At 35.0% G+C, this 25,703-nt stretch carries 18 protein-coding genes and 2 riboswitches; of the genes, 15 read left to right on the top strand and 3 right to left on the bottom strand.

Annotated features, from left to right (window positions below; genetic code table 11):
* The first annotated feature begins 14 nt into the window (after positions 1-14).
* The 4 genes from OL234_RS08820 to OL234_RS08805 all read left to right on the top strand — a co-directional run bounded on the left by OL234_RS08820 (position 15) and on the right by OL234_RS08805 (position 5,858).
* The gene (locus OL234_RS08820) at positions 15-1,763 is read left to right on the top strand and encodes an ABC transporter ATP-binding protein (RefSeq protein ID WP_275468859.1); all 1,749 of its coding nucleotides are present in this window, start codon (positions 15-17) and stop codon (positions 1,761-1,763) included.
* 239 nt (positions 1,764-2,002) lie between these two features.
* Positions 2,003-2,743 carry a MurR/RpiR family transcriptional regulator gene (locus OL234_RS08815; protein WP_275468858.1) on the top strand — a complete coding sequence of 247 codons (741 nt, stop codon included), beginning with the start codon at positions 2,003-2,005 and terminating at the stop codon, positions 2,741-2,743.
* Positions 2,744-2,931: 188 nt separating this feature from the next.
* Positions 2,932-4,512, top strand: coding sequence for a PTS transporter subunit EIIC (locus OL234_RS08810; protein WP_275468857.1), 1,581 nt, complete (start codon positions 2,932-2,934; stop codon positions 4,510-4,512).
* A 20-nt stretch (positions 4,513-4,532) separates the two neighbouring features.
* Positions 4,533-5,858, top strand: a complete 1,326-nt coding sequence (locus OL234_RS08805; RefSeq protein ID WP_275468856.1) for a 6-phospho-alpha-glucosidase — start codon at positions 4,533-4,535, stop codon at positions 5,856-5,858.
* Between the two features lie 35 nt (positions 5,859-5,893).
* On the opposite strand, the gene OL234_RS11040 is transcribed toward OL234_RS08805, so the two are convergent.
* Positions 5,894-7,498, bottom strand: coding sequence for a DNA/RNA non-specific endonuclease (locus OL234_RS11040; protein WP_302471690.1), 1,605 nt, complete (start codon positions 7,496-7,498; stop codon positions 5,894-5,896).
* A gap of 285 nt (positions 7,499-7,783) precedes the next feature.
* Between OL234_RS11040 and OL234_RS08795 the strand changes: the two genes are divergently transcribed.
* From OL234_RS08795 to OL234_RS08785, 3 genes are all read left to right on the top strand, one after another.
* A complete protein-coding gene (locus OL234_RS08795; RefSeq protein WP_275468855.1) occupies positions 7,784-9,514 on the top strand; it encodes a choline/carnitine O-acyltransferase in 1,731 nt (576 codons plus the stop codon).
* Between the two features lie 80 nt (positions 9,515-9,594).
* On the top strand, positions 9,595-9,789 hold the full coding sequence (locus OL234_RS08790; RefSeq protein ID WP_275468854.1) for a hypothetical protein: 195 nt from the start codon (positions 9,595-9,597) through the stop codon (positions 9,787-9,789).
* Positions 9,790-10,033: 244 nt separating this feature from the next.
* The gene (locus tag OL234_RS08785; RefSeq protein ID WP_275468853.1) at positions 10,034-12,571 is read left to right on the top strand and encodes an amidase family protein; all 2,538 of its coding nucleotides are present in this window, start codon (positions 10,034-10,036) and stop codon (positions 12,569-12,571) included.
* Between the two features lie 29 nt (positions 12,572-12,600).
* Here OL234_RS08785 and OL234_RS08780 read toward each other — a convergent pair whose 3' ends face one another.
* Positions 12,601-13,545 carry a helix-turn-helix transcriptional regulator gene (locus OL234_RS08780; RefSeq protein WP_275468852.1) on the bottom strand — a complete coding sequence of 315 codons (945 nt, stop codon included), beginning with the start codon at positions 13,543-13,545 and terminating at the stop codon, positions 12,601-12,603.
* A gap of 282 nt (positions 13,546-13,827) precedes the next feature.
* Between OL234_RS08780 and OL234_RS08775 the strand changes: the two genes are divergently transcribed.
* The 3 genes from OL234_RS08775 (at position 13,828) to OL234_RS08765 (ending at position 16,715) form a co-directional block, all read left to right on the top strand.
* The gene (locus tag OL234_RS08775; RefSeq protein WP_275468851.1) at positions 13,828-14,502 is read left to right on the top strand and encodes a beta/alpha barrel domain-containing protein; all 675 of its coding nucleotides are present in this window, start codon (positions 13,828-13,830) and stop codon (positions 14,500-14,502) included.
* 103 nt (positions 14,503-14,605) lie between these two features.
* Positions 14,606-14,703, top strand: a riboswitch (purine riboswitch).
* A 124-nt stretch (positions 14,704-14,827) separates the two neighbouring features.
* Positions 14,828-15,418: a xanthine phosphoribosyltransferase gene (locus tag OL234_RS08770; RefSeq protein ID WP_275468850.1), complete on the top strand. Its 591-nt coding sequence runs from the start codon at positions 14,828-14,830 to the stop codon at positions 15,416-15,418.
* Positions 15,411-16,715 (top strand): nucleobase:cation symporter-2 family protein, encoded by a 1,305-nt coding sequence (locus OL234_RS08765; RefSeq protein ID WP_275468849.1) that lies wholly within the window; start codon positions 15,411-15,413, stop codon positions 16,713-16,715. Before OL234_RS08770 ends, OL234_RS08765 begins: the two co-directional genes overlap by 8 nt.
* A 32-nt stretch (positions 16,716-16,747) precedes the next feature.
* Here OL234_RS08765 and OL234_RS08760 read toward each other — a convergent pair whose 3' ends face one another.
* Positions 16,748-17,797 carry a 2,3-butanediol dehydrogenase gene (locus OL234_RS08760; RefSeq protein ID WP_275468848.1) on the bottom strand — a complete coding sequence of 350 codons (1,050 nt, stop codon included), beginning with the start codon at positions 17,795-17,797 and terminating at the stop codon, positions 16,748-16,750.
* Between the two features lie 494 nt (positions 17,798-18,291).
* Between OL234_RS08760 and ald the strand changes: the two genes are divergently transcribed.
* The 5 genes from ald to pepV all read left to right on the top strand — a co-directional run bounded on the left by ald (position 18,292) and on the right by pepV (position 25,602).
* Positions 18,292-19,407 (top strand): alanine dehydrogenase, encoded by a 1,116-nt coding sequence (gene ald, locus OL234_RS08755; protein WP_275470142.1) that lies wholly within the window; start codon positions 18,292-18,294, stop codon positions 19,405-19,407.
* Positions 19,400-20,404: a bifunctional threonine ammonia-lyase/L-serine ammonia-lyase TdcB gene (gene tdcB, locus OL234_RS08750; protein ID WP_275468847.1), complete on the top strand. Its 1,005-nt coding sequence runs from the start codon at positions 19,400-19,402 to the stop codon at positions 20,402-20,404. The genes ald and tdcB overlap by 8 nt, the downstream gene beginning before the upstream one ends.
* 244 nt (positions 20,405-20,648) lie before the next feature.
* Positions 20,649-20,826, top strand: a riboswitch (Lysine riboswitch).
* A gap of 100 nt (positions 20,827-20,926) precedes the next feature.
* Entirely contained in the window at positions 20,927-22,366 is a 1,440-nt protein-coding gene (locus tag OL234_RS08745) for an amino acid permease (RefSeq protein WP_275468846.1), read from the top strand.
* Between the two features lie 111 nt (positions 22,367-22,477).
* The gene (locus OL234_RS08740; protein WP_275468845.1) at positions 22,478-23,233 is read left to right on the top strand and encodes a DeoR/GlpR family DNA-binding transcription regulator; all 756 of its coding nucleotides are present in this window, start codon (positions 22,478-22,480) and stop codon (positions 23,231-23,233) included.
* A 965-nt stretch (positions 23,234-24,198) separates the two neighbouring features.
* The gene (gene pepV / locus OL234_RS08735) at positions 24,199-25,602 is read left to right on the top strand and encodes a dipeptidase PepV (protein ID WP_275468844.1); all 1,404 of its coding nucleotides are present in this window, start codon (positions 24,199-24,201) and stop codon (positions 25,600-25,602) included.
* Positions 25,603-25,703: the final 101 nt, after the last annotated feature.

The following is a 25,703-nucleotide window of genomic DNA, read 5'->3' as shown; positions in this document are numbered from 1 at the left end:
AAAGGAGTGACTAAATGACTAGTGAAGAAACACAGGGTTCAGTCATCGAGATGTTGAGATTTATCTTCAAGCGTGTTTGGACTCAATGGCCAATGTTATTATTAAGTCTAAGTTCGTTACTCATCATTGCAGGACTGGAGTTTAGTATTCCACAAGTTACCCAACGTATTATTGATGAGGTGATCCCAAGTAAATCTGTCTCACAATTAAGTATTAATATCGGTTTATTGCTATTATTTGCAAGTTTATTAAGTATTTTCAGCTATATTTCGACCTATGTTATGAGCCGAATCAGTCAAACAGCGATTGTTGAGTTGCGTGAGGATTTATACCGTCATGTCTTAAAACAAGATTTTCAATTTTTTGAAACACAAAAAACAGGCGATTTGATGACCCGTTTTTCAGGTGATATTAAAACCATTCAAGATTTAATTTCACCGAATACCTTAAAGTTAGTCAGTAATATGCTAACATTCGGCTTTGTCATGGGGTTTATGCTCGTCAAAGATTGGCGTTTGACCTTATTGATCTCGCTGACATTTCCGATGTTATATTTATTAAACTTTTATTTTAGTCGCCATTTACGCCAAGCATTTCGGAAGGTTCGTCAATCGACTTCCAAGATTAATAATCAATTACAAGCGAGTTTGACGTCAATTTTACTTATTAAAAACTTTGCTACTGAGGATTTTGAAACGGAGCGTTTTAAAAAAGTTAATACTGAAAATAAAGAGAACTATTTGACGGCCATGGGCTATCAAACTATGTTTGCCCCATCCATTGATTTTGTTAACTATCTAGGGGTGGCAATTGTTTTAGGTTATGGAACGCTGCAAGTTTTTCAAGGAGAATTGACAGTAGGAAATATCATTGCTTATCTTGCTTACTTAAAATTATTGCAAAATCCAATTCGTTCCTTTACTCAAATGGTCAGTCGTTTTCAGCAATCAGTTGTGTCATATGAACGTATCATGGAGCTGTATGAGGTTGAACCAACTATTATAGAACCCCAACAAGGCCTTGTTTTAGAAAGTTTAAAGGAGGGGGCTGAATTCTCTGGTGTTAGCTTTGGTTATCAAGAGGATCAAGTTATTTTAGATGATGTGTCGTTTAAATTACCTGAAGGGGAAGTGACTGCTTTGGTCGGCTCTTCCGGTTCAGGTAAAACAACTGTGACCCGTTTACTGACAAGATTGTATGACCCAACATCTGGGCAAGTATTGATTGATGGCAAGGATATTAAAAATTATACGATGAGTTCCTTACGCCATAATATAGGAATTGTTTCTCAAGATGTTGAACTAATTGATGGCAGTATTAGAGAAAATATTTTGTATGGTTCTCTTAATGCCACAGAGGAACAGCTTATTCAAACGATTGAAGCAGCTAAATTGACCGAGTTTATTGAAGAATTACCTCGAGGAGTTGAGACCCAAGTTGGTGAACGAGGAATCAAACTTTCTGGTGGACAAAAACAACGAATCGCGATTGCTAGAGTTCTCTTGAAAGATGCACCGCTTTTAATTTTAGATGAAGCAACCGCCTCACTAGACAATGAATCAGAACGCCATATTCAAATGTCTTTAGACAATCTATTAGAACGAAAAACCTCTTTAGTGATTGCTCATAGGTTATCGACTATCCACAATGCGGATACTATTTTAGTCATGGATCACGGTAAAATTATCGAACAAGGGACACATACAGAACTATTATCTCAAAATGGACGTTATGCTAGTTTATATCATTCCCAATTCAAATAAAAAACAGCGACGCCGAAAGTGCGTCGCTGTTTTTTATTCAAAAGTGTTAGTGATTAATTTGGAGCTCTGTTAGTTAAGATAATTTTGGGACTTTTAGTAAGAGTTAACGATGTATGATTTATTTTTATGATGTAATTAACTTCATAATTATTTTTATGTGTAGTAAGGATGTGACAGAATGAGTCATCAAGATGTATGATATAATTCAAACTAAACTAAATTAGAAGGTGACAGAATAAATGACCCATGATATCTATAAGTTAGTTAATAAACATAAGTTAAGCGATACAGAACATAAGATTTTGTCTTACCTGTTGAATAACATTGAAACAGCACTAAGTTTGAGTGTTCGAGAGGTGGCACAAAAAAATTATTCGTCTCCAGCTACTGTTATTAAATTGGCTAAGAAAATGAATTTTACTGGTTACAATGATATGATTTATCGCTTATATTTTTCTTATCACAGAGATATTAAAGAAGATAAAACTAACCTAAGTCTTATTTTATTAGAAGATTTATTTAAAAAAGTAACACAAGCTACAGTAGATAAAATAATTAACTTGTTACAGTTAAATCGGGATAAAGTTATTTACGTATGTGGCAGTGGTTTTTCTAAACCTATTGCTGAGTATTTTAGTATGAAATTACAAGTTTTGGGATTTAAAAGTATTTTTTCAGATTTATTCTCAACTTACGAAAATAACCCTTTCGATGCAGGTTTAGTTATCATGATTTCAAAATCGGGTGAGACTGGTAATATTATTAAAATAGCTGAAAAAGCCAAGGAAAGTCAATTATCTAGTATTTTATTTAGTTCAAGTAATACAGGAAAACTTTCTGAATTATCAGATATGACGGTAGTTATTGAAGATATCAATCAATTAGATGATCAAAATATCCAACAAAATTATTTTTATTCAGGTAGTTTATTTTTAATTGAATCTTTATTAAAAGAATATCTTTTGTCAAAAGGCAAATAAACTGGGAGATTAGTTATCTCCTAGTTTTTTTCTTAGTAGAATAACATGTTCACGTTTAAGTGTACATGTTTGTAAACGTTATCAAAGTGTATTAGTTTAAGTAAAGTAATGCTAGACTAGTTTTAAAGATAAACACATAGCTATGATATCTTGTGAAATGTAAGGCTTTACATAGGAGGAGGTTGGCAATGAAGGAAAAAGTAGTAACTAAATTACAACAATTTTCTAAGGCAATGATTGGTCCTGTATTATTTTTACCAATCATTGGATTGGGAATTGCGGCAACAAGTGTCATGACTAATACTGCATTTGTCACAGAAGGTTCAGTTGTTTATATTGCAGGTAAGTTTGTTTCCAGTTTGCTTTGGGCCGTAATGAATAATCTCAGTTTCTTTTTTTGTGTTGGTATTGCAATGGGGATGGCTCGTAAAAAGAAAGCTGAGGCAGCTTTTGTAGCTACAATGACTTTCTTTATGTTTTTAAGTGGAAATAATACATGGTTGACATTAACAAATAAATTAGCAGACGGTTTATCAAATGCTGATTTATATGGAACAGGACAAACTTTTGTTTTTGGATTCAAAGTGACAGATATGGGAGTCTTTTTAGGGATTATACTCGGAATAATAGTAGCGTATATTCATAATAAATATATTGATAAAGAATTTGAAGGTGCGCTTTCAATTTATGGGAATAGTAAATTTGTACTTATTTGCTTATTACCAATTATCGGAGCTTTAGCAATTGGTGTCACATATGTTTGGCCATTTATTCAAAATGGTATTACTGCTATGACAGGATTTATGAACTCAGCTGGTGCTTTTGGGGTATTTTTATATGGTTTTTTAAATCGTTTCTTAGTTCCGACTGGTTTGCATCACCTTATCTGGTCACCATTTGTATTCTCTTCAGTTGGAGGACAGATGGTAATCAATGGGGATATGTATGTTGGTGCTAAACCTATCTTTTTAGCAGAGATAGCAGATCCATCTATTTTAACGTTAGATCCGTCAGCTAGGTTTTTGGTATATGGTATGGTCAAAATATTTGGGATTTTAGGGGTCGCTTTAGCTTTTTATAGGACAGCTTATCCTAAAAATAAAGCAAAAGTAAAAACAACTATATTACCATCTGCCATCACTTCATTTTTAGTCGGTATCACAGAACCATTAGAATTTATGTTTATTTTTACAGCCCCAATTTTATGGTTAGTTTATTCAGTGATCGATGGTTTTTTCCAAATGCTTGCTTACCTAGCAGGAGTTAGGATTAGTGCAACTAATGGGATTATTGATTTTATCGTATACAATATACCAGCTGGAGCCGATCGAACTAAATGGATAATTTTTGTTGGGTTAGGATTACTTGAAATTCTTGTCATGTATGGCGCTTTTAAATTTCTAATCACTAAATTTAATATGAAAACTCCGGGTCGAGAAAACGATGTACCAGAGTTAGTTGACGGAGATAAAGCTTATCTGGAAGTAGATACACCAGATATAAAAAATGAAGGTGATTCGGCTCCCATTAATTTAGGACAAGAAATTATTTATGCTTTAGGAGGTCCTCAAAATATATTATCAGTAGAAAATTGCTTTACGCGACTGAGAGTAGATGTAGTCGATGACAGTGTGATTGATGAGGGAAAATTAATGAAAACGGGAGCAGCAGGTGTTGTTCTAAAACCTAATCATGTTCAGGTAGTATATGGTATGAAAATTAATAGTATTAGAACATTAGTAGATGAAGAATTAAATATTAGTGAATAATTAAGTGGAGGGTTTATATAATGAAAAAACAAAAAATTTTAATTGCAGGTGGAGGAAGTACTTATACGCCAGGAATTGTTGCAATGTTAGCAGACAATATTGATCGTTTCCCTATTGAGGAAATTAAACTGTATGATGATTTAGCAGAAAGACAAGAACCAATTGGGGCAGCGTGTGAGATACTACTACGGGAAAAAAATTCCGATATTAAATTTTCATATACAACAGATCCTGAAGAAGCCTTTACAAATATTGACTTTTGTATGGCTCATATCCGTGTTGGTTTATATGCTATGAGAGAAAAAGATGAAAAAATCCCACTGAAATATGGTGTAGTAGGTCAAGAAACGTGTGGACCTGGTGGGATAGCGTATGGTATGCGCTCAATTCCTGGCGTACTTGAAATATTAGATTATATGGAAAAATATTCACCAAATGCTTGGATGTTAAACTATTCTAATCCAGCAGCTATTGTTGCTGAAGCGACGCGTCGTTTACGTCCCAATTCAAAAATAATAAATATTTGTGATATGCCAATCGCTATCGAAAATATTTTTGCTGACATTTTGGGACTGGAGTCTAGGAAAGAATTGACTGTCCGTTATTATGGACTAAACCATTTTGGTTGGTGGACAAGTGTTACTGATAAATCAGGGCATGATTTACTTCCACAGTTACAACGTTTTGTTGCTAAAGACGGTTATGCTTTTGAAACAGAAGATTTTCAGCATAAGCATCCTAGTTGGAAAGCTACTTTTAAAAAGGCAAAAGATATATATGCACTAGATCCTACAACTTTACCAAATACTTATTTAAAATATTACTTATATCCTGACTACGAAGTAGCTAATTCTAATCCTGATTTTACTAGAGCAAATGAAGTTATGGAGACAAGAGAAAAAGAAGTGTTTGAAATAGCTCATAAGATTATTGATAATGGAACGGCTGAAGGGACATCATTTCACGCAGGGGCACATGCTACATTTATTATTGATTTGGCTTGTGCAATTGCCTTTAATACAAAAGAAAGAATGCTATTAATTGTTCCAAATAATGGTGCGATTGATAATTTTGACTCAGAGGCAATGGTTGAGATTCCATGTTTGGTCGGAAATGATGGACCAGAGCCGTTAAGTATAGGTAGCATTCCAACTTTCCAAAAAGGGTTAATGGAGCAGCAAGTAGCGGTTGAAAAACTTGTTGTAGAAGCCTATATCGAAGAGAGTTATCAAAAATTATGGCAAGCTATAACATTATCAAAAACAGTACCAAGTGCTTCAGTTGCTAAGACTATTTTAGATGACTTGATAGAAGCAAATAAAACATTTTGGCCACAATTAAAATAAAAAAACAGCGACGCCGAAAGTGCGTCGCTGTTTTTTTATTCAAATCCACATTTATCTAGACCCATGGATTGGGCATTAGCAAGTGTTGTTTCAGTTGTTCCATTGGCATTATTTAACCCACGGCAATTTGAATTCAAGTGATATTTTTTACCTGTAGCGGTGATATAAACTGTTTGTCCGGTATTATCTTCTGGGACAGGGACTTCTGTTACTTGTTCTTCAACGATAGGTGTTGTTTCTTCAGTAGGAGGTGCATTACTTTGGGTTGCTGCATCTTCTTTGACTTCATGATAGGTTTCATTTTCAGTACTGGTCTTATTCGTAATTTCTTGTTCTGGTAAGACTTGACTCGTACCATCTTGGTAGTTAATGTCAACACCGTGCTGTGTATTCGCAATAAAGACATTAAAACTAATCCCGTCACTGTCAATAGACTGGGCTTGCATGTGAACGCCACGTGCAACTAACTCGTCGCCTCTGAAAACAGGGATAACAGAATAACGAACATAGTTATCGGCTGACTGTTTTAAGTAATGAGCTACATCCATTTCAAAACGTAACATTTCAGGGCTGTTTAATTCTCGAGTTCCTGTTATGAGATTTTTTAGGTTGTTGTTTTGACCTGTAAATTGGAATCCGATTAAATGCGAGCGGTTATATAAATAACCACTTTTAATTTTTTTATTGCGCCAACCAGTCGGATTGACATGTAGTGATTCTCGGTCTGAAGCGGGCATCTGACTTTGGTTTAGCATAGCTTCAGCATAAGTTGGACGGTTAAACTGATCAAGATCCCCATATTGTTCCCAAGCCCCATTTTCAAGTGATAGTTCTGCAGTGGTAAATTGTGGTTTTCCATCATTAACATCGATTGTTTGAACATCGCTAATTGGCAATTCAGCCAACTCTTGATTGCTAACTTGCCTATCTGAGATTATCGCTTTTTCATCTTTTTCTTTTTTATCAGCTTCAATCTTAGCTAATTTTTCTTTTTCATCTTTTTCTTTTTTATCAGCTTCAATCTTAGCTAATTTTTCTTTTTCATCTTTTTCTTTTTTATCAGCTTCAATCTTAGCTAATTTTTGTTTTTCATCTTTTTCTTTTTTATCAGCTTCAATCTTAGCTAATTTTTGTTTTTCATCTTTTTCTTTTTTATCAGCTTCAATCTTAGCTAATTTTTCTTTTTCATCTTTTTCTTTTTTGTCAGCTTCAATCTTAGCTAATTTTTGTTTTTCATCTTTTTCTTTTTTGTCAGCCTCAATCTTAGCTAACTTTTCTTTTTCATCTTTTTCTTTTTTATCAGCTTCAATCTTAGCTAACTTTTCTTTTTCATCTTTTTCTTTTTTATCAGCTTCAATCTTAGCTAATTTTTCTTTTTCATCTTTTTCTTTTTTGTCAGCCTCAATCTTGGCTGATTTTTCTTTTTCGTTCTGTTTGGTGTTGGTCTGCTTGCTCGTTAAGTTAGTTGTTGCGAGCTTATCTGGTGAGGTGTCATTACCACCAAATGCCCCCATTGTAATAACGCCTAAAATAAGTAGACCAATTGAATAATTACGTAATTTGACATTTTTTTTCTTTTTAATAAAAAAGAAAGTCAAAAATCCGCCTAAAACAATCAGCAATGTTCCTAATGCCCCCATATTAACGCCTCCATAATAAATAGTTATACCACTAATAGTGTACCTTAAATCTTTATACTAATATAGTTAATGGGTTGAAAGTGTTTTAATTCATCTGTTAAAAGTTTATTTAATGAACACTAACTTATTTTTAACTGTTAATCTTCTCAAGTAGTGAGTGATAGGCTATAATTTTTAGCAAGCAACTCTCTGATATAATAAGGTAAAAGTACTTATGGTAAGTGAAGATCAGTCAGCCAAATGTTGAAAATAGTGTGTATTTATAAGAAAGAAGGTAGAGGATAGATGCAAACATTTTGGCAAGATAGTAACTTAGACAGTTTACCCATTCCGACTATTACAAAAACTTGTGACATAATTCGTGAAATGACAGTTCCTTTTGTAGAAAATGTAGAAGAACACAAAGAATTAGTGAGCGATTTAGAAATATTAGTAAAAAATGGTAAGGTGTTACAAAAAAAATTGCACACACTGCAACAGCAATTGGGTGGTAATAGAAGTTGGTTACGACCTTTTTGGGATGATACCTATACGTCAAACCACAAAAAGATCGCAGGGGTTTCAAATTATGCCTTTCAGTTAAATAAGGCGAGTTTAAAAGAACAGCAGCCATTAGAATATTTGATTTTAGGTATAGTTAACTTGGCACTTAGTATTGAAGAAAACGAATTACTACCAGAAAAAATAGGTGACCAATTTCTTTCCATGGAGATGTTTCATCACATATTTTATACAAGAGTTCCAGGGGAACAACAGAGTTTGCTTCAACGCAGTCTTCTAAAGGGGGAAATTAGGATTGGTGTGGTCCATCAAGGCGCATGGTATTTGATTACGGTAGCCGATGCTAAACATCGTCTGGTTTCGCCAAATAGTTTAGCGACCTGTTTGACAAGTATCAGAAAAGGTAATGTAAAAGGAGCTACAAAAAGTTTGATTGGTGCTATGACAACTATGACAGCCTCAGAAGCAAGTCAATTTAGAAATCAATTACAAAAAAAACAAATTAATCGTTTAAGTTTAAAGAACCTTGAAGAGACACTTTTTACTGTTAGTTTAGATGAAGATGAGGTTAAAGAGGGCCAGAATCAATTTTTATTTGGTGAAGCTAGTAATCGTTGGTTTTTCAAATCTTTACAGTTAATTCAATCAGTAACAGGAGAGATTGGGCTTAATTTTGAACATGCAGGCTGTGACGGGAGTAATTGGGTTTATTTATTAAGTCAATTAACAATGAATGAGCCGGTTCAAAGTGATTTGATTTCTTTTTCGGATTTAAGTATTTTGCCATTAAAGTGGCAACTCGATGCGAGCGATCATGAGATTGTCAGGCAAAGTAACGTTGATTTTATCAACGAAAGTAAGAAACATTATACAGTATTAGTGAAGGATGACACCTTGTGTCGACAATTGTTTAAAGGGGAACAGATAAGCCCAGATGCTTGTCTGCAGTTGGCGTTTATGGCGGCTTACTATCATCAAAGGCATCGGTTTCCTTCTATATATGAATCAGTTTCAATGAGACATTTTTATGAAGGGCGGACAGAAGTAGCACGTCCCATGACCAATGAGGCTCATTATTTTATTTCAGCTTTTGTTGGAAATAAAAATTCAGATATTACGATCTATGAATTATTACTAAAAGCAATAGCTTCACATAATAAAATGTTGAAGCAAAATCAAATTGGTCAAGGAGCAGAACGTCATTTGTTAGGTTTATCGTTTGTTATCACTAACTTAGAGGAATCAATGTATCTAAAAATTATGAAAAATAGTACTTTTTTACGTGCTGTTAAAAATAGTATTTCAACAAGTAGTTTGTCCTCTCCCTTGATATCACAATTTATTTTTTCACCAGTTGTTGATAATGGTTTAGGGATTGGCTATGGCCTACTAACTACAGGTTTACAAGTTGCTATTACTGGTAACCAAACAGATTTTGTATTGGTGAAGGAATATAGTCTATTAGTGAGAAGCTATTTAGAAAAAATAGCTCAGTTGATTAAGAGGTTTTCTTAAATAGGATTAAATTAATAGAGAAATTGGTATTTAGTTTAAGCACTGCTTTTGTTATACTAAGACAAAAAGGAGTGAATCAAATGGCAAGAATGAACCAAATGAATGAACTGAGAGAAGATTTTCAGTGTCGTCACTGTTATAGCATGCTTATAAAAGTTTATGGTGAAGATTTTGAAAAACCAGAACGAGTGGCGTATAATTGCCCAGCCTGTTCAAAACAGCTATATTCAAAACGTACAACTAAGAATGTGAAAATTAGACTAAACGAAAAATAATAAAAAAAAAGACCAGCTTTTACTAGCTGGTCTTTTTTTGTGGATAATTTACTGATTAAATTAGAATCAGTTAAGAATATAAAAACAAAATTGTTTGTGAAAAAGATAGGATTACTATGGTTTTGTATTAATATACTGGGGTTATTTTAGCGATATGGAGAATAGGTATAAGAATAATTGAGTAGTCTTTAAGTGTAATGATACATTAGGTGAGGGAATATAAGAAGATAAGGAGTGCGTAAGTGTGAGGTTACTTAGTAAACAACAAGGGATCAAATTTTTCAAGAAATTTAGTATGATTAGTATCTTCATTTTTTTATGTAGCAGTAGCGTGCCATTGCCCACTAGTTTAGCAGTGGCAACTTTACAAACTAGTCAGAGTAGTGAACAAATTGAGGATAGTAAAAAGACGCAAGAGATAATGGAGAGTAATATTTTAGACGGCTTGACCTATCAAAAGACATCTGGTTTGGAACAGGCTAAATTAGTAAGAGAAGGAAAGATTACAAGTCGTGAATTAGTCGAGCTTGCTTTGACTCAAATTTCGGAACAAAATCCGCAATTAAATGCAGTTATTACTTTGCGTGCAGAGGCCGCTCTAAAAGAAGCCGATAGCTTGATCGATACAGGCCAACCTTTTCTAGGCGTTCCTTTATTGTTAAAAGGATTAGGACAGACTTTAAAAGGAGAGTCTAATACTAATGGATTTGTCTTTTCAAAAGATCAAGTTTCAGGTGGAACTAGTGCTTTTGTTAAGGGATTACAAGATGCAGGTTTTATTATTATTGGTCAAACTAATTTTCCAGAATTAGGATTGAAAAATATTACAGACTCTAAATTATATGGCCCAACACGTAATCCTTGGAACCTTGATTATCAAGCTGGTGGATCTTCTGGTGGAGCAGGAGCGAGTTTAGCTGCTGGGATGGTCCCAGTTGCGTCAGGTAGTGATGCTGGAGGTTCGATTCGAATTCCTGCTGCATGGACGGGAACCATTGGATTGAAACCAAGCCGTGGTGTGCTAATTGGCAACAGTCCTTCTGAAAAAGGACAGGCAGTTCACTTTGCCTTGACTCGTACGATAGCGGATAGTGAGAGCCTTTTTAGAAAGTTAGAAAAAGAACCCTTACAGGAAGCACCTGATTTAACAGGTATGACGGTTGCATATTCTAGCAAATCACCTATTGGAACACCCGTTAGTCCTGAAGCTGTCAAAGCGGTTGAAAAAGCCGTTACTTTTTTAAAAGAACAAGGTTTTAATTTAGTAGAGGTTGAAAATCCGATAGATGGGGTTAAATTGATGGAGAGTTATTATACGATTGGAGCAGCTTCAGCTGGCATCGTTAACTTTTTAGCTAGTCAGAAATTACATCGCCCCATTACCTTAGAAGATGTGGATATTGTGACGTGGGCTTTGGCACAGACCAGTAAAACTGTTACAAAAGAAGAGGTTAATCAGGCATGGGAATTTAATCAAGAAGCAGCTATAGAGATGGCAGATTTTCACACTAAGTATCCACTTTTTTTAACACCAACTACAGCATATCCAGCTTCCAAAGTTGATGATCCGCTACTAAGTCCAGAATATGCCGAACAATTAGCTCATATAGATGACTTACCAGCTGAAAAAAAACTACCTTTAATTTATAATCAGTGGTTAGAATCCTTGACCTTGACACCTTTTACGCAACAAGCTAATTTAACAGGAGAGCCAGCGATTAGTTTACCGACACACATCAGTGAAACAGGCTTACCTATGGGAATTCAATTTAATGCAGCAAGAGGGCAGGACAAACTCTTATTGAAAATTGGCGAATTATTCGAAGTTAACGATCAATTTAGATTACTCCATACAAATTCAAGTGAGCCAGAAATAAGCGAGGAAGGGACTCAAACTGATCCAAGTGAGCCAGAAATAAGCGAGGAAGGGACTCAAACTGATCCAAGTGAGTCAGAAATAAGCGAGGAAGGGACTCAAACTGATCCAAGTGAGTCAGAAATAAGCGAGGAAGGGACTCAAACTGATCCAAGTGAGCCAGAAATAAGCGAGGAAGGGACTCAAACTGATCCAAGTGAGCCAGAAATAAGCGAGGAAGGGACTCAAACTGATCCAAATGAGCCAGAAATAAGTGAGGAAGGGACTCAAACTGATCCAAGTGAGCCAGAAATAAGCGAGGAAGGGACTCAAACTGATCCAAGTGAGCCAGAAATAAGCGAGGAAGGGACTCAAACTGATCCAAGTGAGCCAGAAATAAGCGAGGAAGGGACTCAAACTGATCCAAGTGAGCCAGAAATAAGTGAGGAAGGGATTCAAACTGATTCAAGTGAGCCAGAAATAAGCGAGGAAGGGACTCAAACTGATCCAAGTAATTCGGAAATAAGCGAGGAAGAAACCCAGGTTAGTTCAAGTGAATTAGAAGGGAATATGAAAAAATTAAAGACTGGTAAAGTTGAATCGAAAGAAATTGATACTAAAAAAAGAGCACTAAAGAGTCGAGAGAAAATAAAAGATAATCAAGCAGATTTATCAATAAACATTAAAGCTAACGAAAAAGAGCCTATCTTTAAATTACCAACACAGATGGCTATTATTGAAGAAAAAGAACGAGAAAATAACAAAAATCTAAGTAAACATGATCGTGTTATAAAGTCGGTTACCAAAGTGGATGAAAGAGAAAAAAGACTGCCTCAAACAGGTGAACTATTATCACTTATACCTTATTTAGTAGGGATTAGCTTATTGGGAGGTAGTTTTATGATCATAAAAAGACATCGTTTCTAATAAAAAAAACAGCGCTAGTCGCTGTTTTTTTATAATTTTTGATAATGTTTTAATAAATTAGCAGTGTGTTGTTGTAATTTTTGACGTAAACGAGCGGGTTGGACACTTAGAAGGCCAGGACCAAAGGAAAGTAAAAGGTTTATTAGATAATCTTCTTCACTTTCTTGATAATGACCTTTAATGATTGGACGAGCGCCTTCAATCAGTGTCATCTTATGTGTAGCTGCTTCTTTTTTAAAGGCGTTAGCTGCAGTTGAGGTAATACTTATTTCAAAATAAATCCCCAGTTCTTGGTTCGTGGCTTCTTTATTATTTGCCAAGGTAATGAGCTCTTTTAAAGAGTGAACTCGTTCTGTTTCTAACAGTGTGATGTTAGTTATTTTTTCACAGACTAGTTGTTTAACTTGTTGTTCACGAAAATCAAAGCCACTTGCCACCCACTCTTGATTGGAAACAGTGAGGTTGAAAAATTGGATATCAAACTCTTCGTCTGTTTCTGAATAGTGACAGCTACAAACTTGTTCGTTGAGACAACTTCTCAAAATTGGTACCAAGACTGAATGTTTATCTGATGAAGGGCTAATAGCTGTGGGTGCTATTACTTTTTTTAGATTTTCAATAGATGAGAGCTGTTTTTCAGATAAACAGGCTGCAAATTTTTCATGTAAATGAGTTTGATTTAAATGAAAAGGTGTTGTAGGATAATTTTCGAACATTAACATGGCAATATATAAGGCGTGAACTTCATCAAGTGTAAAAATAATTGGTGAGAGTAGGCTGTTACGTGAAATGGCATAACGCCCATAGCGTCCAAGTTCGACTTTGATTGGCATACCCAGTTCCTCTAATGCTTGAATATCACGTAAAGCTGTTCGTTTTGAGATATTATAGCGTGTCATAATATCTGCTAAGTTAAAGTAATCAAAGTCATTTAAATAGCGCATCATATCATTTAGTCGTTCTGATTTTGTCATAGAAATAGCTCCTTTTAAAGGTGTCAAATTATGTCTTTTATTCTTTAGTATAAAGGCTTTTAAGAAAGAGCGCAATCTTTATCTGAGTCTGCTCACGTTGATTATAATAAAACGATTTTTATAAAAATCGTCTCTATTTTAAAAGGCTTTTTCAGTTATTATTACTTGTTATATTAGTTTAAATATCTTATGCTTTTCGTAAGTAGTATGAGAATTATTAAGTTAGGGTGTTATTTTAGTTGAAGTTAGTCAGTGTAAGCAAATAGAAAGGAAGCGAAGAAAATGTCAGAAAAATTTATACCAGAGATTATGACTGAATTGCGTCAAGATACGATTCGTGTTCCAGAAGTTATTCATAAGGCTAGTGGGATTAAAATATTCGGGAAGAAAATTCGTTCAGTTATTTTTACAACAGATATTGCGATTATTCGCAATACAGATGCAGATGCAGTTATTGCTGTTTACCCATTTACCCCTCACCCAGCTATTACGAAGAGTATTATTGAAGTTGCAGATATCCCAGTATTTTCTGGAGTCGGTGGTGGTTTGACTCAAGGTGAGCGTTCGGCCTACATGAGTATGTTTGCAGAAGCTCAAGGTTCAATTGGTGTTGTACTCAATGCACCTACACCGATCCCGACAGTTGAGCGTGTGTGTAGTGTTGTTGATATACCTGTGGTAGGGACTGTAACGTCCAAATATACGCCTGTTGCAGAAAAACTAAAAGCTGGCATTTCCATCATTAACATTAGTGCAGGGAAAGAAACGGCGGCGACAGTTAAATATTTTAGAGAAAAATTTCCTGAACTGCCGATCATAGCTACCGGTGGTCCAACTATTAAAAGTATTGAAGAAACAATTGAAGCAGGAGCCAACGCTATAACTTATACCCCACCTAGTAATGGCGAGCTTTTTAGTAAAAAAATGGAAAAATATCGCCAACAAGAAAAGCTGTAAAAACGAACGATTATAAAATTAAACCAAAAATAATTAAGAAATAACAACTTAAAACGTTTTCTACCCTTGCTTTTTTTATGATTTCCATTGATAATGGAGCTATCATTTAAATAGCTGTTATGCTTATATATCGTCGAAATATGGTCGACAGTCTCTACCCAATACCGTAAATGTTGGACTATAAGTAAAAAACGTGTTGATGACACCTTTTTTGCTTATGCAAAGAAGGTGTTTTTTTACGTATTTAAACTTTGTAGTGTAGTCTTTGAGATTGCAGACATAACTTATTATTTTAATGATAAATAAAAGGTTGAGGAGTGTTAATATGGAAGAATTAATCACACGTATTCAAATAGACGGGCAAGTTTTAGATGAAGGTGTTTTAAAAGTTGATAGTTTCTTAACTCATCAAGTCGATCCCCAGTTAATGGCAAAAATAGGTGAAACATTTGCTACAGCATTTAAAGAGCAAGGCATTACCAAAGTAGTGACGATTGAGGCTTCTGGTATAGCACCTGCTATTTTTGCAGCTCAGAGCTTAAGGGTTCCTATGATTTTTGCCCGAAAATCTAAAAGTTTAACAATGAATGAAGAATTATTGAGTGCAAGTGTTCATTCCTTTACCAAACAAGTAACCAGTCAAGTTTCAATCTCTCGAAAATTTTTAACATCTCAAGATAAGGTATTAATTATTGATGATTTTCTAGCAAACGGCCAAGCAGCCAAAGGACTTGTTGAATTATGTCAACAAGCTGGGAGTCAAGTTTGTGGGATAGGGATTGTTATTGAAAAATCTTTTCAAGAAGGACGACAGTTATTAGAAGAATTGAATTTATCTGTTCTATCTCTAGCAAGAGTTGCAACATTATCAGAAGGCGACGTAACGTTTTTAAAGGAGGAATCTCAAGGTGAGTAAGTCAAATCAAACAGGTAAAAGTGCGGTATTAGGGTTACAACATTTACTAGCTATGTATGCTGGGGCAGTGGCGGTGCCTTTATTAATTGGAACAGGTCTAAATTTTAATCAAGAACAAATGACTTATTTAATTTCAATTGATATTTTTATGTGTGGGGTGGCAACACTTTTACAATTAACAGTCAATCGTTTTTTTGGTATTGGCTTACCGGTCGTGTTAGGTTGTGCTATTCAAGCTGTGGCACCTCTTATTTTAATTGGTAATAAAAACGGCATTGGAGCTATCTATGGGGCTATTATCGCATCGGGGATATTTATCGTACTTATTGCCGGTTTCTTTTCTAAAATAAAGAAACTATTTCCACCAATTGTCACAGGAACGGTTATTACAGTAATTGGTTTGACGCTGATTCCGGTGGCTGTAGGCAAGATGGGAGGAGGCGACCCAAGTGCTAGTAATTTTGGGGATTTGATCAATTTAGGCTTAGCTTTTATTACTATTTTCTTGATCATAGGCACACAAATTTTTGCTAGAGGTTTTATGAAATCAGTTGGTGTCTTGATTGGGTTAATTGGTGGAACGTTGATTGCAGCTGTTTTAGGTCAGGTTGATTTATCTGCTATTAGTGCAGCTCCGACTTTTCATGTACCACAGCCTTTTTATTTTGGGAAACCAACTTTTGATATCTGGTCTATTTTATTGATTATTATTATCTCAATTGTTAGTTTGGTAGAATCAACAGGGGTTTACTTTGCCTTGGGGGATATTGTAGAGAAACCAGTCACTGAGGATGACTTGAAACGAGGCTATCGGGCTGAGGGATTGGCAGTAATTTTAGGTGGTATCTTTAATACTTTCCCTTATACTGGTTTTTCTCAAAACGTTGGACTTGTTCAATTGTCAGGTATTAAAACCCGACAACCTATTTATTTTTCAGCTTTTTTCTTAATTTTGTTGGGGTTATTTCCTAAAGTAGGGGCAATGGCTCAAGTTATACCTGAGTCAGTTCTGGGTGGTGGCATGTTAGTGATGTTTGGAATGGTAGCAGTTCAAGGAATGAAGATGTTATCTCAAGCTGATCTAGCTGATGAAAAAAATTTATTAATCATTACTGTTTCAATCGGTTTTGGGTTAGGATTCAATATGTTACCAGGTTTATTTAATCAATTACCAGAAACAGTGCAAATGTTTACAGGAAATGGGATTGTGATTAGTAGTTTAACGGCAATTATTTTGAATTTACTTTGCCATGGCTTGACGCAAGAACAAAAAAGAGCTGTGGTAATTCAAAAATAAAAAAAGGAGTAGATAAAATCTACTCCTTTTTTTTATTCTGCGCCACTTAGTTTTACTAAGATTTTGGCTTGCGATTTATCATTGACCAGTGTCTCAAAACCTTCTATAACAATATCATCTAATTCAATTTCTTTAGTAATAACAGAATTATTTACCAATTGATTAGTGCCCATTAAATTAATTGTTTGTTGGAAAGTAGTTGGTGAATAAGCAATAGAAGAGGATACTTTTACACCAGAGTTAATTAATTGCATTGGGTGCCATGAGATTGGATTGGCGAAGATTGAAGTAATTACCATTGTTCCACGAGGACGTGTCACATCAATCGCTTGTTTGACAGTGATTTCTACACCAGCAACTTCAATAGCAACGTCAACACCAACAGGTACAATAGCACGAATCGCTTCAACAGCGTTAACTTTACCAGAATTGATAGTGTGAGTAGCTCCCATTTCGATTGCTTTATCCAAGCGAACTTGTGATAAGTCAGCGACAATAATATTACTAGCACCGGCTGCTTTAGCTGCAGCAACTGTTAAAAGACCAATCGGTCCAGCACCAAAGATAGCAATGTTATCACCAAAACGCATACCAGTTTCTTTGATAGCTTGTACGGCAACGGCAGTTGGTTCAATTAGCGCAGCTTGTTTTAAGCTCATTGTCTCAGGTAATTTATATAAAGTCGAAACAGGAACATTTGCATACTCAGCAAAGCCTCCATCGCCATGTAGACCAACAAAGCTAAAACCATCATAAACGTCTACTGATTCAGGTTTATTACCATAAGTTAGAGTTGGATTAATTGAAACACGGTCACCAATTTTAAAATCAGTCACATCAGTTCCAACTTTTTCAATGACACCTGAAAATTCATGTCCCATTGTTAGTGGCGCTTTTTGACCAGTTAATTCATCATTTTCTTCAACGGGGATAAAGACAGGCCCTTCAACATATTCATGTAAATCACTACCACAAATACCAGCCCAAGCAACTTTTACAGTTACTTCATTTGCTTTTAATTCTTTTAATTCAGTTTCTTCGATACGGATATCTTTTTCGTTATACCATACTGCTGCTTTCATAAACTAATTCCTCCATTAAATTGCAAACTAAACACATTAAATAATGTTTGTCTAAACTATAGGACTGCTTTTGATCTAAGTCTAGTCGTAATAATTAATAAGTCTAACAAACGAGGGGTTAATAGTCTTATTTTGTTGTTTTGTTCGTTTAGAAATACAATATGAGTATTTTTGTGAAAAAAAAGGATGAGGTCTTATACAGTCTTATATAGATGGTTAATTTTTACACAAAGAATGATGATTTATTGAGATAACGACTCAAGTAATTAGGAAGTATTTTAGTGAAAAAAGAAGCCACTCAAAACTAAAAATAGTCATAAAATGAGAACAATTTAATAGTTTAAAACCTGATAGGAAGCTGACATGCTTAAAAAAACAAGGAATAAAAAAATGAACATGAGAATTTGTGAAAAAAACATTAAAAAGGTTGTGGGTCGTATTTTTGAATGTTATATTAATAAGTGAAAACAATCACAAAGGAGAGAGTAGAGATGATTAAAGTCGGTATCATTAAAGATCCTAAACAAGGAGAGGCCCGAGTTGGCATGACACCTGAAAACGTTGGGAAACTAGTTGAAGCTGGTCATACAGTCTTAGTAGATAGTCAGGCAGGTGTGGGGTGTGGTTTTACTGATGATCAGTATGAAGCATTTGGGGGAAAAATAGTTGAAACTGAGGTAGCTTGGTCAGCGGATCTAATTGTTAAAGTAAAAGAACCAATGTCCCAAGAATACGGTTACTTTAAAAAAAATCAAATTATTTGGGGATTTCTTCACTTAGCTGCTTCGAAAGAATGTACGGATGCAATGTGTCAGGCAGGGGTTACAGCTATTTCAGGTGAAAACATTGAGATTGAAGGAGTCTTGGAATTATTAAAACCAATGAGTGCTATTGCTGGCCGGAGAGCAGTAGCGATGGGACAGTTTTATTTAGAAAAACAACACGGTGGTTCAGGAATTTTATTACCAGGAATTGAAGGCATAGGAGCAGGGACAGTTGTTATTTTAGGTGGAGGAAATTCAGCAGAAAATGCTGCTGATATGGCACTTGGTTTAGGTTGTCGTGTCATTATTATTGAATTAAATGAGGGACGTCTAAAAGAATTAACCACTAAATATGCTGATCAAACAGTTGAGATTATTAAATCGACTACTGAAAATTTAGAAAAGTATATCTGTCAAGCTGATGTCTTTATTTCGACTATTTTGATACCAGGAGCTAAACCACCTAAACTTGTCAAAGAATATATGGTGAAATCAATGAAACCAGGTAGTGTGATTGTTGATATTGCTATTGATCAAGGTGGCACAGTTGAAACAATTGAAAAGGCAACAAGCCATGCTGAGCCCATTTTTATTAAACATGATGTCGTTCATTATGCTGTGCCTAATATGCCAGGTGCTACACCACGTACGGCAACACTTGCTTTAGCTCAGGGGAATATTTCTTATTTGTTAGAAATAGCAAATAAAGGCTTAGAAAAAGCTGTTAGAGAAACCCCTGCTCTCAGAAGTGGGATGAGTATCTATCGAGGACAGGTTGTCCAAAATGCTTTAGCAGAAGCAACCGATCATGACTATGTGTCATTGGAGGAGCTTATTCATGATTAATACAACTAATTTGCCAGTAAAAATTGAACAAATACGAGAGGCCAAACATGTTATTTCTCAATATGCTCGACAAACACCGTTGTTACAGTCTTATTATTTAAGTAGTAAGAGTGGTGGAGATGTTTACTTAAAATTAGAAAATATGCAGTTAACAGGCTCTTTTAAATTTCGTGGGGCGTTCAATAAAATTGCTCATTTGACGGATGAAGAAAAAGCTAAAGGCGTTATCGCCTGTTCAGCTGGTAATCATGCCCAAGGAGTAGCGTTGTCTTGTAAGCTATTAGGAATTAAAAGTAAAATTGTGATGCCCATAGGTGCACCCATTGCTAAAGTTGCAGCAACAGAAGGATATGGGTCAACAGTTGTTTTACATGGAGATAATTTTGATGAGGCGAAAGCTTACTGTCAAGCCGTCCAAAAAGAAACGGGGGAAACCTTTATTCCTCCATATGATGATAGCTTAGTTATGGCAGGGCAAGGAAGCATTGGCTTAGAGATATTGGATGAGCTTTGGGATGTTGAAACGGTGATTGTTCCTGTTGGAGGTGGTGGTCTAATCGCTGGATTAGCAGTGGCGTTAAAGGCTTTCAATCCGTCTATTAATATTATTGGGGTTCAAGCTGAAAGGATTCATGGTATGACAGAATCATTTAGAGCTCGTCAAATTACCCCTCATAAAGAAGGCACGACATTAGCTGATGGGTGCGCAGTGGAGTATCCTGGTGAGTTAACATTTGAGGTGGTAAATAATTTAGTGACAGACATGATTTTAGTCACAGAAGATGAGATTGAATTTGCAATCAAAGATTTAATTCAACGAGCAAAAGTTGTTGTTGAAGGAGCTGGTGCCCTAGCAACAGCTGCTATTTTAAGTGGTAAAGTAGAGAAATATGTTAGAGGGAAAAAAACCGTTGCTGTAGTCTCAGGTGGTAATGTTGATTTATCTCGAATCTCAGATATTGCGGGACATTTTATGGTAGCGACTGAGTTAGCTTAGTGTTTAAGAATATGACTAGTCTTCATTAATTAGTGTATTCAATAAATTGAATATAAAATAGTTGTTTTATGATATTAAACATTTAGTGACGTTAGAAAACGTTTTTAGTTGGTGATTAATGCACTTGAACGACATTAAAATAACAGTACTTGTTATGAATAAAATTTTAAAAAAGTAGTAATCGAGTTGAATTTAGTGAAAGCTTAGTCTATAATGAGAGACGTTAAATAATTAAATACTCTTTAGAAGAGATAGAGGCTGCAAAACTCATAAGTATAATGGTTGAGGAAGAACAATTCCAGTGACATTGTTAGAAAAGGTGTTTTGCCGAAGGAAAAATAACTTGTTCGTTATTTTTATCTGGGCATACATTGAATAAGTGTATGACTGTTGTGGTCTAACCATGATGAGCTATCAGAACAAAAGTGTGCCGTATAAATAATACCCACTCTTTATGTCAGATAGACTCTGCATAAAGGGTGGGTTTTGCTTTTTTTAAAATATAGGTTGATGGAGGAAGTTATGTCACAAGAGAACACAGAAATGAAACGTTCGTTACAAACGCGTCATCTTTCGATGATTGCGATCGGGGGATCAATCGGAACCGGCTTGTTCTTGGCAAGTGGTTCGGCAATCTCTCAAGCAGGACCAGGTGGAGCACTTGTTGCTTATGCCCTAATGGGATGTATGGTTTATTTTTTAATGACCTCATTAGGAGAGATGGCAACATACATGCCAGTATCTGGTTCATTTAGTACTTATGCAACAAAATTTGTTGATCCGGCCTTTGGTTTTGCTTTAGGATGGAATTACTGGTTTAACTGGGCAATCACTTTGGCCGTGGAAGTTAATACAGCTGCAATTATCATGGCATATTGGCTACCAGACGTTCCGAGTTGGATTTTTAGTTTAATATTTTTAGGGTTGATTTTTGCAATCAATGCCACAAGTGGTCGTTCTTTTGCTGAGGCGGAGTATTGGTTTTCAATGATTAAAGTAGTAACCGTGATTATCTTTATTGTTATTGGATTATTAACAATTTTTGGAATTATGGGTGGACGTGGTCCAGTCGGATTTGAAAACTTTACAACTGGCGAAGCACCTTTTGTTGGCGGTATTCCTGCCTTACTGAGTGTTTTTGTTGTTGCTGGTTTTTCATTCCAAGGGACAGAATTAATTGGTCTAACAGCTGGAGAGTCTGAAAATCCTGAAGAGTCTATTCCAAAAGCAATCAAACAAGTTTTTTGGAGAATTATTTTATTCTATATTATTTCGATTTTTATTATTGCAATGTTGATTCCCTATACGTCTCCTTACTTATTAGGTGGAGAAGTTTCAGATGTGTCAACTAGTCCCTTTACGTTAGTATTTCAACGTGCTGGTCTAGCGACAGCTGCCAGTATTTTAAATGCAGTTATTTTAACAGCTGTTTTATCAGCAGGAAATTCAGGGTTGTATGCCTCATCTCGTATGTTGCATTCAATGGCTGTCAGTGGTCAAGCACCTGCTTTTCTAGGTCGCGTTAACAAACGTGGTGTTCCATTAAATGCAGTTATTGCGACGACTATTGTTGGCGGTTTTGCCTTTTTAAGTTCAATCGTGGGTGATGGTTTTTATGGGTTATTATTAGCGGCTTCAGGTTTAACAGGATTTATTGCGTGGCTAGGTATTGGAATCAGTCATTTACGATTCCGTAGTGCTTTTAAAGCGCAAAATCGTGATACATCTGAATTAAAATATAAAGCAAGATGGTTTCCATTTGGTCCAATTATTGCCTTATTATTATGTTTGATGGTTATTATCGGTCAAGACATTCCAGCCTTTGTTGAAGGGGACTGGTCAGCTATTTTAATTACCTATATGAGTATCCCTTTGGTTGTAAGCTTATACTTAGGTTATAAAATAAAAAATAAAACAAAATTGATTCCGTTAAAAGAAATTAAATTAAAAGATAAAAAATAAAAAAAACTGATGAAAAGTTAATTAACTTTTCATCAGTTTTTTAGTAGACTGAATAACATATGGTATGATAATTAAGTAAATACTTATAAAAGCTTAAAGGGGGAGTGTTGAATGAATCGGTCAAAAAGAATCGAAAAAATAGTAGCGATAGTTGAGAAAGAAAAGGAAGTCAAAGTAAGTTTACTTCCTGAAAGAGTGGAGGCCTCACGAGATACCATTAGGCGAGATATTATTTATTTGGCAGAATTAGGTGTAATTGAGCGAACTCACGGTTATATTAAGTTGGCTGCAAATTATAAAAAATTAGAAACTTACAATCGCCGGTTAGTTGCTGCTACAGAAAGTAAGTTAATTTTGGCAAAGTTAGCTAAGTCTCTCTTAAAGCAACAGCAGACTATTTATTTGGATGTGTCAACGACAATTGCAACACTCGCCGAACAATTGACTGATATGCCACTCAACGTTTTTACCAATAGCCTTGATGTAATTAATGAGTTGGTGACCAAAGAGCAAATTCAAACGTATACGTTTGGTGGGAAGCTAAATACTCAGTCACGTTATATCCAAACAACCGATATATCATTAGATATGCAAATGGTTCAATTTGACTATTGTCTAATTAGTGCACCTTCTATTTCAGAAGATGGCATTTTTTATGCCTATCCAGACGATTTTTACTTTAAAAAATTATTAAGAAAACAAAGTAAAAAACTAGTGTTATTAGTAGATGACTCAAAATTTGACAATAATCATAACTTTAAAGTTTTTGGTTTTGAAGATATTGATTTAGTGATCGCCAATCGTTCTTTGCCTAGTAATATTATGGCAAAGTTGAAACAGCATAATGTCAAGATACTGTTACCTTAAGAAAAGAGTGATATTAAAGATACTGTTTTTAAGGAAAGAAAAGTTTTTATAGTTCAAGATTAGCGTAATGGTGAAGGGTCTTTACTAGATAGAATTTCCGGGATTAGCAACGGCTATTATAAAAAAGAGCTGAGAGAAGAGATCAGATAGGAAGTAGAAGTCAACCGTTTACTTAGGATAGCTGTACCAATAACAGTAATCCAAAAAATATTTTGCCTCATTATATTACAATTACAAAGTTATCAATCAATTTTTGTGTGAGGTGCTGAAAAGAACGATTTTAGAGCGTATTGAAATAAGCCGAATAGCTTATTTTAGTTTGGATAGCTTACCTTGAACATCAATTAACGCACAAGAAAGAAACAAACTAAGACTTGTTTTGATTATTATAGGGTAGTGGCTACGATTTTTTAAATAAAATCCAAAGTTGTATTTATTAAGCGGTGTCATTATATAATAATTAGTCGTTTTAAGTGAATTTATTTTGATAGTAATTAATTTTAACTATAATAAGATTATTTTAATAGAATTATAATGATAGTAAAATCTCTTGAGTTTATTAAAGAATCTATTAGATGTTTTAGATAGTAAAAGAATAAGCGGTCTTATCAGCTTTTTTTTTTTTGTAATAAATAAAAATAGTGAGTTGAAACTAGGGCAATTTTCATTTAAAATAATAAAAGTTAGAATAGTCTAATTTATAAAATGATGAAGTAGGATAAAGAAGCCTAGAGATATCATGCTATAGATGAACAAATGAAGTGAGAAAGTTCGAAATGGTTATTTTAAGTCGGATAAAATTCTTATATAAGCGCTTTAGTATGAGAAAACACTAAAAAAACCAAGAAATCGCTTACTAAATAGGGTTGTTCAAGGCTATACTAAAGAAGTAATAGGGGCTATTTAGAATGCTGAGGCTGACTAGATAGGTTCGTCTAAATAATTTTTAGGAAGAGGGAATTTTTATGACAACAATTGATTGGCAAAAAGAAGTTGACTCACGTAAATCTGACTTAATGGAAGATTTAAAAACACTTATCCGTATTGACAGTGTGAAAGATATGGAGAATGCTACTGAAGAATTTCCAGTAGGTAAAGGTCCTGCTATGGCTTTACACAAAGCTTTAGAATTTGGTGAACGTGATGGCTTCGTTACTAAAAACATCGAAAACATGGCTGGTCATATTGAATATGGTGAAGGCGATGAAACCTTCGGGATCTTAGGACACGTTGACGTTGTTCCTGTAGGTGATGGTTGGAACACAGATCCATTTGAACCAACAATCATTGATGGAAAATTATATGCTCGTGGTTCTAGTGATGATAAAGGTCCTATGATGGCTGCATACTATGCACTTAAAATCATCAAAGAATTAGAATTACCTGTTTCTAAAAAAGTTCGTTTCATTATCGGAACTGATGAAGAGAGCGGTTGGGCTTGTATGGATCGTTACATGGCTAATGAAACGATGCCAGACTTTGGTTTCTCTCCAGATGCTATGTTCCCTATCATCAATGGTGAAAAAGGAATTGCATCTTATACATTAGAGTTTAATAATGATGCCTCAGAAGGTGATGTAACATTAAATACCTTTACTGCAGGAATTGCTTCAAACATGGTTCCAGGAGATGCAACTGTTGAAATGACAACAGGATTAAATACGGATGAAATGAAAGCTGCCTTAGAAAGCTATGTTGCTGAAAATGGCGTTCGTGCTGATTTTACTGCCAACGGTGAAACTGTTACTATCAAACTTTATGGTAAACAATGTCACGCTCAGACTCCAACTGACGGTGTAAATGCTGCGACGCATTTAGCTAACTTCTTATCAGCTTATAAATTCGATGGACAAGGCCAAGCTTATATCCAAGCAACAGCTAAATTCTTACATGCAGACCCTCAAGGTAACTTGACAGGCGTGGCTCATAAAGATGACATCATGGGTGAATTAACATCAAGTGCTAACATTTTCCGTTACACTAAAGAGGGCGATAAAACAATTTCAATCAACATCCGCTACCCTAAAGGGACAGATTCAGCTAAAATTGCCGAACAAATGCAAGCGGTAATTGTTGATGCCAAAGTAATTGTTGAAGCTGGTGTTAAAGAGCCTCACTATACATCAAAAGAAGATCCAATGGTGAAAACTTTCTTAGAGACTTATGAAAAATATACAGGTCTTGAAGGGTTTGAACAAACAATTGGTGGCGGTACTTATGGTCGTTTATTCGAACGTGGTTGTGCATTTGGGGCATTATTCCCAGGACGTGAAAACGTGATGCACCAAGCAAACGAATATATGGTTGAAGAAGATATTTACCGTGCAGCAGTAATCTATGCTGATTCTATTTATCAATTAATTAAATAGGAAACATTTGATTAATTAAATTATGTTACTTGAAGTATTGTGCTGTTTTGTGACAAGAGGTTGCGACCTTGGTGTCATAAGACAGTCTTTACTTTTGTAAA

The sequence above is a fragment of the Vagococcus intermedius genome (genome assembly GCF_029144185.1).
GTDB lineage: Bacteria > Bacillota > Bacilli > Lactobacillales > Vagococcaceae > Vagococcus_D > Vagococcus_D intermedius.
Note: the sequence above shows the minus strand (reverse complement) of the source record. Positions and strands in the feature narration are given on the sequence as shown.